This window comes from Geodermatophilus sp. SYSU D00879 (assembly GCF_054050375.1).
The window spans coordinates 489165-504499 of sequence record NZ_JBJGZF010000001.1 but is presented as its reverse complement, the minus strand read 5'-3'; the positions used below and the strand labels follow the sequence as shown (position 1 = coordinate 504499).

13 protein-coding genes and 1 tRNA gene are annotated in these 15335 nt (G+C 74.6%); 9 read left to right on the top strand and 5 right to left on the bottom strand.

The features are described from left to right. Positions 1 to 17 precede the first annotated feature (17 nt). Positions 18 to 1367, bottom strand: a complete 1350-nt coding sequence (locus tag ACI79B_RS02510; RefSeq protein WP_456928146.1) for an SLC13 family permease — start codon at positions 1365 to 1367, stop codon at positions 18 to 20. A 42-nt stretch (positions 1368 to 1409) separates the two neighbouring features. Beyond that, positions 1410 to 2003 (bottom strand): 5-formyltetrahydrofolate cyclo-ligase, encoded by a 594-nt coding sequence (locus tag ACI79B_RS02505; protein ID WP_456928147.1) that lies wholly within the window; start codon positions 2001 to 2003, stop codon positions 1410 to 1412. Between the two features lie 57 nt (positions 2004 to 2060). Between ACI79B_RS02505 and galU the strand changes: the two genes are divergently transcribed. The 5 genes from galU to ACI79B_RS02480 all read left to right on the top strand — a co-directional run bounded on the left by galU (position 2061) and on the right by ACI79B_RS02480 (position 6060). Continuing rightward, a complete protein-coding gene (galU, locus tag ACI79B_RS02500; RefSeq protein ID WP_456928148.1) occupies positions 2061 to 2978 on the top strand; it encodes a UTP--glucose-1-phosphate uridylyltransferase GalU in 918 nt (305 codons plus the stop codon). Positions 2979 to 3009: 31 nt separating this feature from the next. After that, positions 3010 to 4404, top strand: coding sequence for a molybdotransferase-like divisome protein Glp (glp, locus tag ACI79B_RS02495; protein ID WP_456928149.1), 1395 nt, complete (start codon positions 3010 to 3012; stop codon positions 4402 to 4404). A gap of 10 nt (positions 4405 to 4414) precedes the next feature. Continuing rightward, positions 4415 to 5023 carry a GNAT family N-acetyltransferase gene (locus tag ACI79B_RS02490; RefSeq protein ID WP_456928150.1) on the top strand — a complete coding sequence of 203 codons (609 nt, stop codon included), beginning with the start codon at positions 4415 to 4417 and terminating at the stop codon, positions 5021 to 5023. Between the two features lie 189 nt (positions 5024 to 5212). Then, positions 5213 to 5914 (top strand): divisome protein SepX/GlpR, encoded by a 702-nt coding sequence (sepX, locus tag ACI79B_RS02485; RefSeq protein WP_456928151.1) that lies wholly within the window; start codon positions 5213 to 5215, stop codon positions 5912 to 5914. A gap of 72 nt (positions 5915 to 5986) precedes the next feature. Further along, positions 5987 to 6060 (top strand) — tRNA-Ala (locus ACI79B_RS02480). A gap of 77 nt (positions 6061 to 6137) precedes the next feature. Here ACI79B_RS02480 and ACI79B_RS02475 read toward each other — a convergent pair. Both ACI79B_RS02475 and ACI79B_RS02470 read right to left on the bottom strand, forming a co-directional pair. Further along, complete coding sequence (locus tag ACI79B_RS02475; RefSeq protein WP_456928152.1) at positions 6138 to 6932, bottom strand: ArsR/SmtB family transcription factor; 795 nt, start codon at positions 6930 to 6932, stop codon at positions 6138 to 6140. Between the two features lie 109 nt (positions 6933 to 7041). Then, entirely contained in the window at positions 7042 to 8574 is a 1533-nt protein-coding gene (locus tag ACI79B_RS02470) for a dolichyl-phosphate-mannose--protein mannosyltransferase (RefSeq protein WP_456928153.1), read from the bottom strand. Positions 8575 to 8628: 54 nt separating this feature from the next. Between ACI79B_RS02470 and rsmI the strand changes: the two genes are divergently transcribed. Beyond that, a complete protein-coding gene (gene rsmI / locus ACI79B_RS02465; RefSeq protein ID WP_456928154.1) occupies positions 8629 to 9465 on the top strand; it encodes a 16S rRNA (cytidine(1402)-2'-O)-methyltransferase in 837 nt (278 codons plus the stop codon). Between the two features lie 611 nt (positions 9466 to 10076). Here rsmI and corA read toward each other — a convergent pair. Further along, positions 10077 to 11171, bottom strand: a complete 1095-nt coding sequence (gene corA, locus ACI79B_RS02460; protein ID WP_456928155.1) for a magnesium/cobalt transporter CorA — start codon at positions 11169 to 11171, stop codon at positions 10077 to 10079. Between the two features lie 121 nt (positions 11172 to 11292). Here corA and ACI79B_RS02455 point away from each other — a divergent pair, with 121 nt between their 5' ends. From ACI79B_RS02455 to metG, 3 genes are all read left to right on the top strand, one after another. Beyond that, the gene (locus tag ACI79B_RS02455; protein ID WP_456928156.1) at positions 11293 to 12774 is read left to right on the top strand and encodes an amino acid permease; all 1482 of its coding nucleotides are present in this window, start codon (positions 11293 to 11295) and stop codon (positions 12772 to 12774) included. 99 nt (positions 12775 to 12873) lie between these two features. Continuing rightward, positions 12874 to 13485 carry a hypothetical protein gene (locus ACI79B_RS02450; protein ID WP_456928157.1) on the top strand — a complete coding sequence of 204 codons (612 nt, stop codon included), beginning with the start codon at positions 12874 to 12876 and terminating at the stop codon, positions 13483 to 13485. Positions 13486 to 13521: 36 nt separating this feature from the next. Continuing rightward, on the top strand, positions 13522 to 15318 hold the full coding sequence (metG, locus tag ACI79B_RS02445) for a methionine--tRNA ligase (RefSeq protein ID WP_456928158.1): 1797 nt from the start codon (positions 13522 to 13524) through the stop codon (positions 15316 to 15318). Positions 15319 to 15335 lie beyond the last annotated feature (17 nt).

Below are 15335 nucleotides of genomic sequence, written 5' to 3'. Positions count from 1 at the left end.
CTGGCTCTCCGTTCCGGTCAGAACAACGAGGGGACGACGACGAAGACCAGCCAGGCCAGCAGCGGACCGACGGCCACGACGATCCCGGCGTAGGCGAGGATCTGCTTGTAGAAGCGGTCCTTGTCCACGTCCTGGGCGTTGGCGAGCACCAGCGCGCCGTTGGTCGAGAACGGGCTGACGTCGACGATCGTGGAGGCTACCGAGAGCGCCACCACGACCCCGACGGCGCCGATCTCACCGGCCTGCAGGAACGGCACCGCCAGCGCGATCGAGACGCCGATGATCGCCGTCGAGGAGGCGAAGGCCGACACGATGCCGCCGATGTAGCAGAGCAGCAGCGCGATGAGCAGCGGCACCCCGAGGCCGATCACCGCCTCGCCGACGTAGTCGATCGTGCCGGCCTCCTGCAGCACGAAGACGAAGGTGAGGACGCCGGCGATCAGCAGCACCGTCGACCAGCTGATCTGGCCGACCGCCCCCTTCTGCCGGGCGGCCTGGAACAGCGCCAGCACGGTGGCGACGGTGATCGACACGAAGCCGATGTCGAGGTCGAACACCAGCGCCAGGACGGCGACCGCGGCCAGGCCGACCAGGGTCAGGACCTGGTCGAGGGTGGCCTTCTGCGGCGGCCGGGTCTCGCCGTCGGCGCCGTTCCCGCCGCCGCCACCGCCGACGGCCGGCCGGGGCGGGGCGCCGTGGCCGCCCCCGACGGTGGCCTCCGCGTGCTCGGTGTCGGCCGGGGCCGCGACGCTCACCTTCCGGCCCAGCAGCCGGCGGCCGCCCAGAACGACGAACAGCACCAGCGCGATGGCCAGGTTGAAGAACAGGCTGCCCAGGAAGACCGCGATCGGGCTGCTCGGGAGGCCCTCGTCGTCGACGATCGTGTTCACCGTGACGCCGTAGACGCTGATCGGCGAGAACCCCCCGCCCTGCGCGCCGTGGATGACCATCATGCCCATGAGCAGCGGGTTGATCCCGTAGCGGGCGGCGAACCCCAGCGCGATCGGCGCGATGATCGCGACCGCGGCGGGGGAGAGCGCGCCGATCGCGGTGAGCAGCGCGGTGACGAAGAACATGATCCAGGGGATGGCGGCGACGTGGCCGCCGACCAGGCGTACCGCGCTCCTGACCAGCAGGTCGACGGTGCCGTTGTTCTGCGCGATCGCGAACAGGTACGTGACGCCGATCAGGGTCAGCACGAGCTCGGCGGGGAACCCGGCGAGGATGTCGTCGGTGCTCAGGCCGACCGACAGGGTGCCGACGAGGAACGCGGCCGTGAACGCCAGCGCCCCCATGTTGATCGGCAGGAACGTGGCGATCGCGAAGATGGCGACCAGCGCCAGGATCGTGACGATCTCCGGGGACACGGGGGCTCCTCGACGTCGGCGCTGACGGGTCGACCCACCGTGTCACCTACTGGCTGGTATCTCCTGCCAGCCGCCGGAGGGGGTGACGACGGCGGTCACCGGGCGGTCGTGCTCGAAGGCCGGCAGCCGGTCGACCAGCTCGTCGTCGAAGACCAGCGCCGCGACCACCGCGCCGGGGCGGACGTGCTGCAGCGCGCGGTCGTAGTAGCCGCCGCCCCGGCCCAGCCGCACGCCGCTGGGGTCCACCGCCAGGGCCGGGACGACGACGACCTCCGCCGTCCCCAGCGCCGTCGGCCCCAGCCGCGGGCCCACCGGCTCGAGCAGCCCGAAGCGGCCCGGCGCCAGCCGGCCGGTGTCGACCGCCCAGCGCAGCTCGGCGCCGCTGTCCGGGACCACCGGCAGGAGCACCCGGGTCCCGAGCTGGGTGAGCACCGCGGGCAGCCGCCCGTGGCCGGGCTCGGTCTCGTCGGGCACGAAGGCGGCCAGCAGCCGGACCCCGGTCAGGCGCTGCAGGAGCGCCGCGGCGACCGCGGCGGCCGCGGCGGCGCGCTCCGCGGGGGGACGGGCCCGGCGGCGGGCGACGACCGCCTCGCGCAGCGCGGCCTTGGCCGCTTCGCCGTCCTGCGCGGAGGTCACTCGCGAAGGTTAGTGGCGGGAGACCCGCCCGCGACGGGCTGGATAGGCTCCCAGCCCATGTCGACCCCGACGCCGCGTCCGGCGCGCAAGGCTGTCATCCCCGTCGCGGGGATGGGGACCAGGTTCCTCCCGGCCACCAAGGCGGTGCCCAAGGAGCTGCTGCCCGTCGTCGACCGGCCGGCGCTGCAGTACATCGTCGAGGAGGCCGCCCGGGCCGGCCTCGCCGAGGTGCTCATGGTCACCGGCCGCAACAAGGCGGCGATCGAGGACTTCTTCGACCGCACCCCCGAGCTCGAGACCGCGCTGGAGAAGAAGGGCGACGCCGACCGGCTCGCCGCCGTCCACGAGTCCACCCAGGTCGCCCAGGTGCACTTCGTCCGGCAGGGCGAGGCGCGCGGGCTGGGCCACGCGGTGCTGCAGGCGGCCGCCTTCGTCGGCGACGAGCCGTTCGCCGTCCTGCTCGGCGACGACCTGATCGACGCCCGCGACCACCTGCTCGAGCAGATGCTCGCCGTCCAGGCCGAGCACGGCGGGTCGGTGATCGCCCTGCTCGACGTCGGCCGGGAGAACATCGACAAGTACGGCGCGGTCGCGGTCGAGCCCGGCTCGTCCGACGGCGTGGTGACCGTGACGGGCCTGGTGGAGAAGCCGCCGGTCGACGAGGCGCCGAGCAGCCTGGCGATCATCGGCCGCTACGTGCTCGCCCCCGAGGTGTTCGGGGTGCTGCGCGAGACCGCGCCCGGCCGCGGCGGGGAGATCCAGCTGACCGACGCGCTGGCCACGCTGGTCGAGCGCGGTGAGCCGCTGCACGGCGTGGTCTTCGACGGCCGCCGCTACGACACCGGCGACAAGCTCGACTACCTCAAGGCGGTCATCCGGCTGGCCGCGGAGCGGGAGGACCTCGGGCCCGCGCTGCGCTCCTGGCTGACCGAGTTCGTGGCCGACCTGCCCGCCGAGGGCGCGTCGCAGGCCTGACCCGCTCCCCGCAGGGGGGACGATCGCAGCGATGAGCGAGAACGGCACGCCCGGGGCGCGGGACACCACGGCGCTGGACCTCCGCAGCGGGGCCACCCTCGACCCCCCGACGTCGCCGCGGCTGGCGGTGCACACCACGGCCGCGATCGGCCCCGACGCGCCGCTCCCGGCCCCGCCGGCGGCCGCCGAGCCGGAGACGCCGGTGCTGCGCACGGTCGAGACGCACCTGGACGAGATCCTCGCCGCGGTGCCGCAGCCGGAGCCGATCGAGCTCGCCGTCCTCGACGCCCAGGGCCTGCTCTGCGCCGAGGAGGTGGTCAGCGCCCGCGCGCTGCCCGCCTTCGACCAGGCTGCGCTGGACGGCTACGCCGTCCGGGCCGAGGACGTCGCCGCGGCCACCCCGGACGCGCCGGTGGAGCTGGCCGTGGTGGGGGAGACCGTCGCCGGCGCGGCGGGCCCGACCGCGCTCGCGCCCGGGCTGGCGCAGAAGGTGGCCGCCGGGGCGATGCTGCCCACCGGCGCCGACGTCGTCGTCCCGGCCGTGTGGACCGACGGAGGGCTGGTCCGGGTGCAGGTGCACGGCGCGCCCGAGGCCGGCGGCTACGTCCGGCGGGCCGGCGACGACGTCTCGCCCGGCACCGTCGCCGTCCGGACCGGCACCCCGATCGGCCCGGCGCAGATCAGCCTGCTCGCCGCCGTCGGCCGCGACCGGGTGCACGTCCGGCCCCGGCCGCGGGTCGCCGTCCTGTCCGCCGGTACCGAGCTGGTCGACATCACCGCCCAGCCCGTGCCCGGCCAGGTGGTCGACGTCAACACCTACGCCCTCGCCGCGGCCGCCCGCGACGCCGGCGCGGCCGCCTACCGCTGGGGGATCCTGCCCACCGACCGGCGCCGGCTGACCGAGGTGCTCGAGAGCCAGCTGCTGCGCAGCGACCTGGTGCTCATCGCCGGCACCTTCGCCGCCGAGGGCGACATGGTGCAGGAGGTCCTCGCGGAGCTGGGCCCCATGCGCTTCCGTCAGGTGACGATGCACCCGGGACCGGTGCAGGGCTTCGGCCGGCTGGGCCGGGACGAGGTGCCGGTCATCTGCGTGCCCGGCGAGCCGGTGGCCGCGCTGGTGTCCTTCGAGGTCTTCGTGCGCCCGGCGATCCGCTCGATGCTGGGCAAGCGGCAGCTGTTCCGCCGCACCGTGCAGGCGATCTCCGCGGAGCGGCTGGTCTCGCCGCTGGGCTACCGGCAGTACCTGCACGGCCAGGTCATGCGCCACCCCGACGGCGGCTACGTCGTCGAGCCGCTCGGCGACGGCGACGAGGCGATGCTCGCCCGGATGGCGCGGGCCAACTGCCTGGTCGTCGTCGACGAGGACGTCACCGAGGTCGCCGAGGGCGGGCTCGTGACGGTCATGCCCCTGCTGCTGGGCGGCTGACCTGGACCCGGTGCAGCACCCGGGCTGGCCCGCCCGCCTGGCGCACGGCCCGGTCGAGCTCCACCCGCTCCGCCGCGGCGACGCCGCCGAGTGGAGCCGGCTGCGGCTGGCCAACGAGTCCTGGCTGCGGCCGTGGGAGCCCTCGGCCGGGGTGGCCTGGTCGGTGCGGCACACGCCGGCGGCCTACCGGGCGATGCGCCGCTCGGTCGCCCGGCGCGCCCGGACCGGGGCGGCGCTGCCGTTCGCCGTCCGGGTGGACGGGCGGCTGGCCGGGCAGGTCACCGTGGACAACATCGTGCGCGGCGCGCTGCGGTCGGGGTCGCTGGGCTACTGGATCGACCGGGAGGTGGCCGGGCGGGGCATGGCCTCGCTCGCGGTGGCGCTGGTGTGCGACCACGCGTTCGGCCCCGGCGGGCTGCACCGGCTGCAGGCCGACATCCGCCCGGAGAACGGGCCGAGCCAGCGGCTGGTCGAGCGGCTGGGGTTCCGCCGCGAGGGGCTGCTGCGCCGGTACCTCGACATCGACGGCGACTGGCGCGACCACCTCGCCTACGCGCTGCTGGCCGAGGACGTGCCGCACGGCGTGCTCGGGCTCTGGGCCTCCCGCGCACCTCGCTGACGGGTCTCTATCACGTTCACACTTCGTGAGCAGTCGACTACGTGTCGACACGCCGCTTGGCAAACCCCTTCCGTCACACGACCACTCGCGCGACACGCCCAGGAACCTCCCTCGACCTGGGGATTCGCGTGCATAACCTGCCGCGGCAAGTGACTCGTGTGACGGGTGGTGTTCTCGATGGGGTCAGGCGTGCTTCTCGCCGCGCTGGTCGTGCTGTGGTTCGTCGTGCTGGTGCCGATGGTGGTGACCCGCGGCGACTCCGCGGCGACCCGCGCGGAGGTCACCCGGGGCCGGACGCTGCAGCGCCGGCGCGTGGGCGACCCGGTCCGCTCGGCGGAGACCGAGCGGGTCGCGGTGGACCGCGACCTGCTGCGGCAGACCGGCGAGCTGCGGATCGACGTGCACGCCGTCCGGCGGCGCACGCTGGCCGGGCTGCTGACGCTGACGCTGCTGGCGCTGGCCGGCGCGCTGACCCTCACCCCGTGGCTGTGGGTGGCCCAGGGGCTGCTCGACGTCGCGCTGGTCGGCTACCTGGTGGTGCTGCGGGCCGCCGCGCGCCGGGAGCGGGCCGCCGCCCGCCGGGCCGCCCGCGCCGCCGCGCGCTCGACCGCGCGGCCGGCCGCCCGCCCCGCGCCGCAGCCGGCGCCCCGGGTGGCCGAGCCGCTGGTCGCCGAGCCGGTGCTCGCCGACGACGAGCCGCTGCACTCGACCGTCGGCCTGCCGCACCCGAGCCTGCCGCTCGCGCCGGTGCACCCGCTGCGCCCGGCCCGCGTGGTGGCCGCCCGCCCGGTGCCGGCCGGCTGGCAGGACAGTGCCGTCGTCGGCCTGGACGACGACGACATCGGCTTCGCCGACATCGACCTGTACCAGCCGCGCGTCGTCAACGGCTAGACCGCGACACCCCGGGTGCCACCCCGCTGGTGGCGCCCGGGGTCGCGGGCGGTAGTCTTGGGCCCGCAGTCAGGGGCTGTAGCGCAGTCCGGTAGCGCACCTCGTTCGCATCGAGGGGGTCAGGGGTTCAAATCCCCTCAGCTCCACCCAGACCGCACCACCGCCGACGCCGTCGGGGCACCCGCCCCGGCGGCGTCCGCCGTTCCGGGACCCCGGACGCCGGTCAGGCCGGGGTCGGCGCCATCTCCCACGGCGCCTCCGGCAGCACCTCGCCGGTCTCCAGCAGCGACTTGAGGTTGGCGCAGACGGCGGGCCAGCCCTGCGACACCTGGCCCAGCTCGGTCTCGCCGGCCAGGTTCTCGTGCGTCACCGTCAGCCGGACGATGCCGCCGTGCTCCTCGACGAGGAACGTCACGACCGAGTCCCCGCCCGGGGGCTCCTCGCCGTCGGCCTCCCCGAAGGTGACCACCAGGCGGCGCGGCGGGTCGGTCTCGAGCACCCGGCCGCCGGCGTCGGCGATCCCCGACCCGTCGGTACGCCGGTGCTCCCAGCGCGAGCCCGGCCGCCAGTCCGAGACGTTCGCGTGGCCCCAGAAGCGGGCCGTGAGGTCGGCGTCGGTCAGCGCGTGCCAGACCTGCGCGGCCGAGGCGCGGACGTACGTGACGTAGACGTAGGTCGGGACCCGCTCGCTCATGGCGTTCTCCTCTGCTGCGGTGCGGATGGCGGACAGCGCCTGCAGGCGCGGCCGGTCGAACGCCGCGATCCACCGCCGCTCGATCTCGGCGATCGGGACCGGGTTGAGGAAGTGCAGCCGCTCCCGGCCGCGGCGGACGGCGGTGACCAGCCCCGCGGCGACGAGGACGTCGAGGTGCTGCGTGGCCGACTGGCGCGCCATGCCGGTGCCCGCGCACAGCTCGCCGAGCGTCTGGCCGTCACGCTCCCGCAGGCGGTCCAGCAGGAGCCGCCGGGTGCGGTCGGCCAGCGCCTTGAAGACGGCGTCCTCGCCTCCGGGCTGCACCCCGTCGATCGTGCAGGCATCCACCTGCACATGTCAACGCGCGGACCCGGGGCTCGGCCGTACGCCCCGCTCATCTGCCGCGGCGACGGGCCCTCAGGACGACGGCTTCTCAGAACCAGGACGGGAACCACATGCGCAGCAGCCAGTCGGCGTGCGACAGCGGGCGCCCGGCGAGCACCGGGTAGAAGAAGACGAAGGTGCCGGCCACCACCGCGACGTAGCCGCTGACCGCGGCCAGGCCGGCGCTGCGCCGCCACTCGGGAGCGCCCGGGCGGCCGAGGACGTCCTGCAGCACCAGGGTCACGGCCAGCACGAAGAACGGCAGCACCGGCGCCATGTAGAAGACGAACATCGTGCGCTCGGGGTTGAGGAACCAGGTGCCCCAGCCGGCGGCCACCGTGACGGCCACCAGCAGCGCGGCCGGGTCGCGGCGGGCGACGATCCGCCAGGCGGTCCAGGCCAGCGCGGGCGCGAACGCCAGCCACAGCGTCGGCGTCCCGACCATGAGGATGTAGCGGACCACCTGGTCGCCCGCGGCGTCGGTGAGCCCCTGCGGGTTCCACAGCAGGATCGGCCGGCCGTTCACTAGCCAGGTCCAGGGCCCCGACTCCCACGGGTGCGGCGTGGACAGGCCGTTGTGGAAGGTCCACCACTCGGCGTGCATGTGCCACCAGGAGCGCAGCGCGTCGGGGACCCACGGGAACGCCGTCTCCGGGTTGCGCTGCGCCCACCAGCGCCCCTGCGCCGTCTCCCCGAGGAACCACCCGGCGAAGCTCGCGACGTAGGTGAGCACCGGGACGGCGGCCAGCGCCCAGGTGGCGCCGGGCAGGCCGCGGCGCAGCGCCGTCGCCGTCGGCCTCGGGACCCCCGCCTCCCGCCACGCCTGCCGGTCCCACCACAGCGACAGCACGGCGCAGAACGCCAGGAACCAGATCCCGCTCCACTTTACCGAGCAGGCGCAGCCGAAGAGGAACCCGGCCGCGATCCGCCAGCCCCGTGGGCCGAGGCGGAACCCGGTGGCGGGGACCGGGAGCGAGCCGGCGACCCGGGCGCGCACCCGGTGCCGGTCGACCACCAGGCAGGCGACGGCGGCCAGCACGAACAGCTGCAGGAAGACGTCGAGCAGGCCGATGCGGGAGACGGTGAACGCGAAGCCGTCCAGCGCCAGCAGCAGCCCGGCGACCAGGCCGAGCAGCGTGGACCCGGTCAGCCGCCGGGCCAGCCGGGTGAGCAGGACGACGGCGAGCGCGCCGGCCACCGCCGAGGGGAACCGCCAGCCGAGGCTCGTGTAGCCGAACACCTGCTCGCCGGCGGCGATGAGCCACTTGCCGAGCGGCGGGTGGACGATGAACGTGTAGCCGCGGTTGTACTCGTGGCCCCAGACCAGCAGGTCGTGCGCCTCGGGCGGGTAGTAGGCCTCGTCGAACAGCAGCGTGTCGGGGTAGCTGATGCCGACCAGCCGGCCCGCCAGCGTCGCGACGCCGAGCACCGCGGCCAGGGCCCACGACAGCAGCCGGTCGCCGGGCAGCGGCGGGACCCGGTCCACCCGCGGCCGGGGGACCGGCCACCGGCGCGGGGGACGGGCGGGGGCGTCGTCCGGCTGGTCCCCGGCGCCCGTGCGCTCGGGAGCCAGGACCGCCATGCGCCTCAGGGTATGTGGGACGGCGGTGTGCCCCGGCGTGACAGGCTCGTCGTCGTGACCGGACGGCTCGTGCTCGGTGGTGCGCCCCTCGGCCAGCCCGGCGACGTCGGCCCGCGGCTGCGGCAGGTGATGGCGTCGGCCGACGTCCTGGCGGTGGAGGACACCCGCCGGCTGCACCGGCTCGCCACCGACCTCGAGGTCGCGCTGACCGGGCGGGTGGTCACCTTCCACGAGTCGGTGGAGCGGCAGCGGCTGCCCGGGCTGATGGCGGCCCTGGCCGACGGCGCGACCGTCCTGCTGCTCACCGACGCCGGCATGCCCTCGGTCTCCGACCCCGGCTACACGCTGGTGCGGGCGGCGATCGACGCCGGCGTCGAGGTCACCTCGGTGCCCGGGCCGTCCGCGGTGACGACGGCGCTGGCGGTCTCCGGGCTGCCGGTCGACCGGTTCTGCTTCGAGGGGTTCCTGCCGCGCAAGGCGGGGGAGCGGCGGTCCCGGCTGGCCTCGCTCGCCGACGAGCGCCGCACGATGGTCTTCTTCGAGTCGCCGCACCGGCTGGCCGAGGCGCTCGCCGACTGCGCGGCCGCGTTCGGGGACGCGCGGGAGGCCGCGGTGTGCCGGGAGCTCACCAAGACGCACGAGGAGGTCCGGCGGGGGCCGCTGTCCGCGCTGGCCTCGTGGGCCGCCGACGGCGTGCGCGGGGAGATCACCCTCGTCGTCGCGGGGACCACGCCGGAGCCGGTGTCGCTGTCGCCCGCCGAGCTGGCCGCGCTGGTGGCTGGGGAGGAGGCGTCGGGCGCCACGCGCAAGGACGCCATCCGCGCCGTTGTCACCCGCACCGGCCTGCCCCGCCGCACCGTCTACGACGCCGTCGTCGCCGCCAAGCCCTGACGGCGGCGGGGTGCGAGTGTGCGCGCGCCGGGGTCACGGGAGGGCCTGAGACCCCGACGAGCGCACGGTCGCCCGGCCTGTGGACGACGCCGGCGAGCGGGTCCCCGGGTGCGGCACCGTGCGGCCGTGTCCCGTCCGCCGGTGCAGCCACCCGACCTCGTCGGTCGGCCCTTCCGCGGCACGGCGGCGGTGGCCCGGGGGCTGCTCACCGCAGAGCAGATCCGCAGCAGCGCGTGGCGTCGGCTGTTCCGGGACGTCCACGTGCACCGCGACGTCCCACTGACCCACGAGGTGCGCGTGGCCGGGGCGGCGCTGCTGCTGCCCGGTGCCGTGGTGTCGGGCAGGAGCGCGGCAGTGCTCTGGGGCGTCGACCTCGCGGGGGCCGGCGACGACGTCGAGCTCACGCTGCCCCCGCGGCGGCACCCGGTCCGCGCGGCCGGCCCGCGCGTGCGCCGGGCGCGTCGTCTTCGTGACCGCCGAGGACCTCCACCGCCCCGACGAGCTGCTCGCCCGCATCAGCGGGGCGCTCGCCGCCGCGAGAGTGCGCCGGACGGGCACACCGGGGCGCCCGTGACCCCGATCAGTGCACTCTCGGCCGGCCGCCGGGCGGGTCAGAGCCAGCCGTTGCGCTTGAAGCCGCGGTAGAGCAGGGAGCAGGTCACGAGGATGACCAGCCAGACCATCGCGTAGCCCCAGCGCCAGTGCAGCTCGGGCATGTGCTCGAAGTTCATCCCGTAGATCCCGGCGATCGCGGTCGGCACCGCGACGATCGCCGCCCACGCCGAGATCCGGCGCATGTCCTCGTTGTCGGCCATCGACGTGCGCGCCAGCGAGGCCTGCAGGATCGACGACAGCAGCTCGTCGAGCCCGGCCACCTGGTCGCGCACCCGGATGGCGTGGTCGAGCACGTCGCGGAAGTAGGACCGCATCGGGTGCGGCACCGAGTCGACCTGCCGCTCGGCCAGCTTCTGCAGCGGCACCTCCAGCGGCCCGACGGCCCGCCGCAGCGACATGAGCTCGCGCTTGAGCTGGTACAGCCGGCCGATGTCGTCGGTGCGGTCGGGGCTGAACACCGACGCCTCGAGCTCGTCGACGTCGTCCTGCACCTGCTCGGCGACGTCGACGAAGGTGTCGACGACGTGGTCGGCCACCGCGTACAGCACTGCCGACGGGCCCAGGCACAGCAGGTCGCGCTGCTCCTCCAGCCGGTGCCGCAGCTCGGTCAGGTCGTTGTGGTCGCCGTGCCGGACGGTGATCACGTGGTGCGGGCCGAGGAACACCATGACCTCGCCGGTGTCGACCACCTCGCTGGTCGCGGTCAGCTGCTCGTGCTCCACGTACCGCGCCGTCTTGAGCACCATGAACAGGTCGTCGTCGTAGCGCTCGAGCTTGGGCCGCTGGTGGGCGTAGACGGCGTCCTCGACGGCGAGCGGGTGCAGCCCGTAGCGCTCGGCGATCGCGCCCAGCTCGGCCTCGGTCGGCTCGAACAGCCCCAGCCAGACGAAGCCGTCCCGCTCGACGGCGGCCTCCAGAGCCACCATGGGGTCCACCGGCGGCTCCCGGCGCCCCTCCACGTAGACGGCGCAGTCGACGATCGCGCCGACGCCCGCCGCCCGCGTCGTCGCCGGCCGTGGCGCCCCGGCCGGCCGCGGCCGGGTGGTCGGCACGAACGGCCCGGGAGGGGCGTCCGCCCGCTGGTCGGTCACCGGTGCGCCTCCTCCCGTCCCGCCGCCGCGGCGGGGCGACAGAAGCGTAGGCGTGCGGGCTCGCGGCCCCCGTGCCACGCTGCCGGAGAGGCCCCGTCGGGTGGCAACCGAGGAGGACGCCGTGGCCGCAGACTCGCGCCGGGTGAAGTCGGTCGAGGACTCCATCCGCGACACCGAGGAACCCGAACACCGGCTCAAGAAGAACCTGTCCGGGCTCGACCTCGCCGTCTTCGGCGTCGGGGTGATCATCGGCACCGGGATCTTCGTGCTCACCGGCGAGGTGGCCAGGACCACGGCCGGTCCGGCGGTCGCGATCTCCTTCGTCATCGCCGGCGTCGTCTGCGGGCTGGCGGCGATCTGCTACGCGGAGTTCGCCTCCACCGTCCCGGTCGCGGGCTCGGCCTACACGTTCTCCTACGCCACGATGGGCGAGCTGGTCGCCTGGATCATCGGCTGGGACCTGGTGCTCGAGCTCGCGCTCGGCGCGGCCACGGTCTCGGTCGGCTGGTCGGGTTACCTCAACCAGCTGCTCGGTGACATCGGCATCCCGCTGCCGACGTCGATCGCCGGTGAGACCGCGACGGTGAACATCCCGGCGATCGTCATCGCGCTGGTGATGACCGGCGTCCTGGTGCTCGGCATCAAGCTGTCGTCGCGGGTGACCAGCGTGATCGTCGCGATCAAGGTCGCGATCGTCCTGCTCATCATCGTGCTCGGGGTCTTCTACCTGACGGCGGACAACTACACGCCGTTCGTCCCGCCCGCCGAGCCGGCCGGCGAGGGGGAGAGCGGCTGGCACGCCCCGCTGATCCAGCTGTTCGGCTTCGACCAGGGCACGTTCGGCTGGGGCGGGGTCATCGCCGGCGCCTCGATCGTGTTCTTCGCCTTCATCGGGTTCGACATCGTCGCGACGGCGGCGGAGGAGACCCGCAACCCCAAGCGCGACCTGCCCCGAGGCATCCTCGGCTCGCTGTTCGTCTGCACGCTGCTCTACGTCGCCGTCTCGCTGGTCGTCGTCGGCATGCAGCCCTACTCGGAGCTGTCCACCGAGGCGCCGCTGGCCGAGGCGTTCGCCAGCGTCGGGCTGTCGTTCGTCTCCAGCCTCATCTCCGTGGGCGCCCTGGCCGGCCTCACCTCGGTCGTGATGATCCTGATGCTGGGCCAGTCGCGGGTGCTGTTCGCCATGAGCCGCGACCACCTGCTCCCGCCGGCCATGGCCGCGGTGCACCCGCGCTACGGCACGCCCTACCGCATCACCATCGGCACCGGGATCGTCGTCGCCCTGCTCGCCGGGTTCCTGCCGCTCGGCACGCTGGCCGAGCTGGTCAACATCGGCACGCTGTTCGCCTTCGTGCTCGTGTCGATCGCCGTCATCGTGCTGCGCCGCACCCGCCCGGACCTGCACCGGTCCTTCCGCGTGCCGCTGGTGCCGCTGGTGCCGATCCTGTCCGCGCTGGCCTGCTTCTACCTGATGCTCAACCTGCCGGCCGACACCTGGCTGCGCTTCGCGATCTGGATGGTGCTGGGCTTCGTCCTCTACTTCGCCTACGGCCGCCGCCACAGCCGGCTGGCCCGCGAGGGGGACCGGATCCGGGCCGGCTGACCCACCCGGGAGGGTGAGACCCGCCCTCCCCGGCCTCCTGCGCCGGCCCGCGCGGGACGACCTGACCGGTGACCGACGTCCCCGGCCAGGAGCAGACCCGTGGCGACCAGCGTCCTCGACGCACCCCTCCCCGCACCCGCACCGTCCACGCCGCGGCGGTGGCCGGCGGCCGTGCTCGCGCTGGCCGCCGTCTGCGGGCTCGAGGCCGCGGCGCTGCTCGCGGCCGGGCTGACCGGGCTCGACGGGTTGTTCGCCGCCGCGTCGCGGCCGCCCGCGCCGGTCGTCGTCGCGGTGCTCGGCGGGCTGGCCGGCTGGATCGTGCTGTGCGCGGGCGGCGGCCTGGCGGCCCTCGACGGCGGACGGCGGCTCGCGACCGGCCTGGCCTGCGCGGAGATCGTGGGCGTGGCGGTCCTGTTCGCCGTCAGCCTGGTCACCCCGCTGGTCGGCGACCTGCCCACGACGCTGCCGCTGCCGGCCGTCGCGCTGCTGGCGCTGGCGGTGCCGGTCGGCAAGCTGCTGCTCACCTCGGCGCCGGCCACCGTCGCCTGGTCCGCCGCGGTCCCGGCGCGCCCCCGCCCGACCGCACCGACCCGGCACCCGCGGACCCGCCTGGCCACCGTCGCGGTGATCGGGGTCGCTCTCGGCACCGTCGCGCTGACCACGCCCGTCGCCGGCGAGCTCCCGCCCGCGAGCACCGTCGCCGGTCACTGACGAGGCGGGCAGCGGCCGCTCACTACCCTCGGTGTCGTGAGTGATCGGCACATCCTGACCGCCGTGGCCTGGCCCTACGCCAACGGCCCGCGGCACATCGGCCACGTCTCCGGCTTCGGCGTCCCCTCCGACGTCTTCAGCCGCTACCACCGCATGGCCGGGGACCGCGTCCTCATGGTCAGCGGCACCGACGAGCACGGCACGCCGATCACCGTGGCCGCCGACGCGGAGGGGGTGAGCCCGCGGGAGATCGCCGACCGGAACAACCGGCTGATCGTGAACGACCTGCAGGCCCTCGGCCTGTCCTACGACCTGTTCACCCGCACCACCACGGTCAACCACGCCCGGGTCAGCCAGGAGATCTTCCTCGGCCTGCTCAAGAACGGGTACGTCTTCCCGCAGACGACGCTCGGCGCGATCAGCCCGTCCACCGGCCGCACGCTGCCCGACCGCTACATCGAGGGCACCTGCCCGATCTGCGGCTACGACGGCGCCCGCGGCGACCAGTGCGACAACTGCGGCAACCAGCTCGACCCCACCGACCTGATCAACCCGGTCAGCCGGATCAACGGCGAGACGCCGCGCTTCGTCGAGAGCGAGCACTACTTCCTCGACCTGCCCGCCTTCACCCGGTCCCTGGGCGACTGGCTGGACAGCCGCCGGGGCTGGCGGCCCAACGTGCTCAACTTCGCCAAGAACCTGCTCGACGACCTCAAGCCGCGCAGCTACACCCGCGACATCGACTGGGGCGTCCCCATCCCGCTCGACGGCTGGCGGGACCGGCCCGACAAGCGCATCTACGTCTGGTTCGACGCCGTCGTCGGCTACCTGTCGGCGTCCATCGAGTGGGCCCGCCGGTCCGGCGACCCCGACGCCTGGCGCCAGTGGTGGCAGTCGCCCGACGCCGACGCCTACTACTTCATGGGCAAGGACAACATCGTCTTCCACGCCGAGATCTGGCCCGCGCAGCTGCAGGGCTACAACGGCGAGGGCGACAGGGGCGGCAGCCCCGGCTCGCTGGGCCGGCTGGCCCTGCCCACCGAGGTGGTCTCCAGCGAGTTCCTCACCATGGAGGGCCGCAAGTTCTCGAGCAGCCGCCAGGTGGTCATCTACGTCCGCGACTTCCTCGCCCGCTACGACGCCGACGCGCTGCGCTACTTCGTCGCCGTCGCCGGCCCCGAGACCCAGGACACCGACTTCACCTGGGCGGAGTTCCTCCGGCGCAACAACGACGAGCTCGTCGCCGGCTGGGGCAACCTGGTCAACCGGACGGTGTCGATGGCGGCGAAGAACGTCGGCGCCGTCCCGACGCCCGGGGAGCTGACCGACGCCGACCGCGCGCTGCTGAGCTCCACGTCGTCGGCGTTCGGGCCGATCGGCGACCTGCTGGCCCGCAACCGGCAGAAGGCGGCGGCCACCGAGGCGATGCGGGTGGTCGGCGAGGCGAACAAGTACCTGTCCGACCAGGCGCCGTGGAAGCTCAAGGAGGACCCGGCCCGCCGGGACACCGTGCTGCACACCGCGCTGCAGGCGGTCAGCGACTGCAACGCGCTGCTCACGCCGTTCCTCCCGCACTCGGCGCAGAAGGTGCACGAGCTGCTCGGCGGCACCGGCGTCTGGTCGCCGGCGCCGCGCATCGAGGAGGTCACCGACCTCGACGACGGCTCGCCGTACCCGGTCATCACCGGCGACTACGGCGACGCGCAGGCGGTGTGGGCCTCGCGCCCGCTGCCGTCGGGCACGCCGCTGTCCCCGCCCACCCCGGTGTTCCGCAAGCTCGACGACTCCGTCGTCGCGGAGGAGCTGGCCCGGCTGGAGGGCGACGCCTCGTGACGGCAGGAACGGCCACC

Excerpts from the sequence above, each read along its gene's own strand:
- galU (WP_456928148.1), top strand. The coding sequence starts at position 2,061 with ATGTCGACCCCGACGCCGCGTCCGGCGCGCAAGGCTGTCATCCCCGTC.
- glp (WP_456928149.1), top strand. The coding sequence starts at position 3,010 with ATGAGCGAGAACGGCACGCCCGGGGCGCGGGACACCACGGCGCTGGAC.
- ACI79B_RS02470 (WP_456928153.1), bottom strand. The coding sequence starts at position 8,574 with ATGGCGGTCCTGGCTCCCGAGCGCACGGGCGCCGGGGACCAGCCGGAC.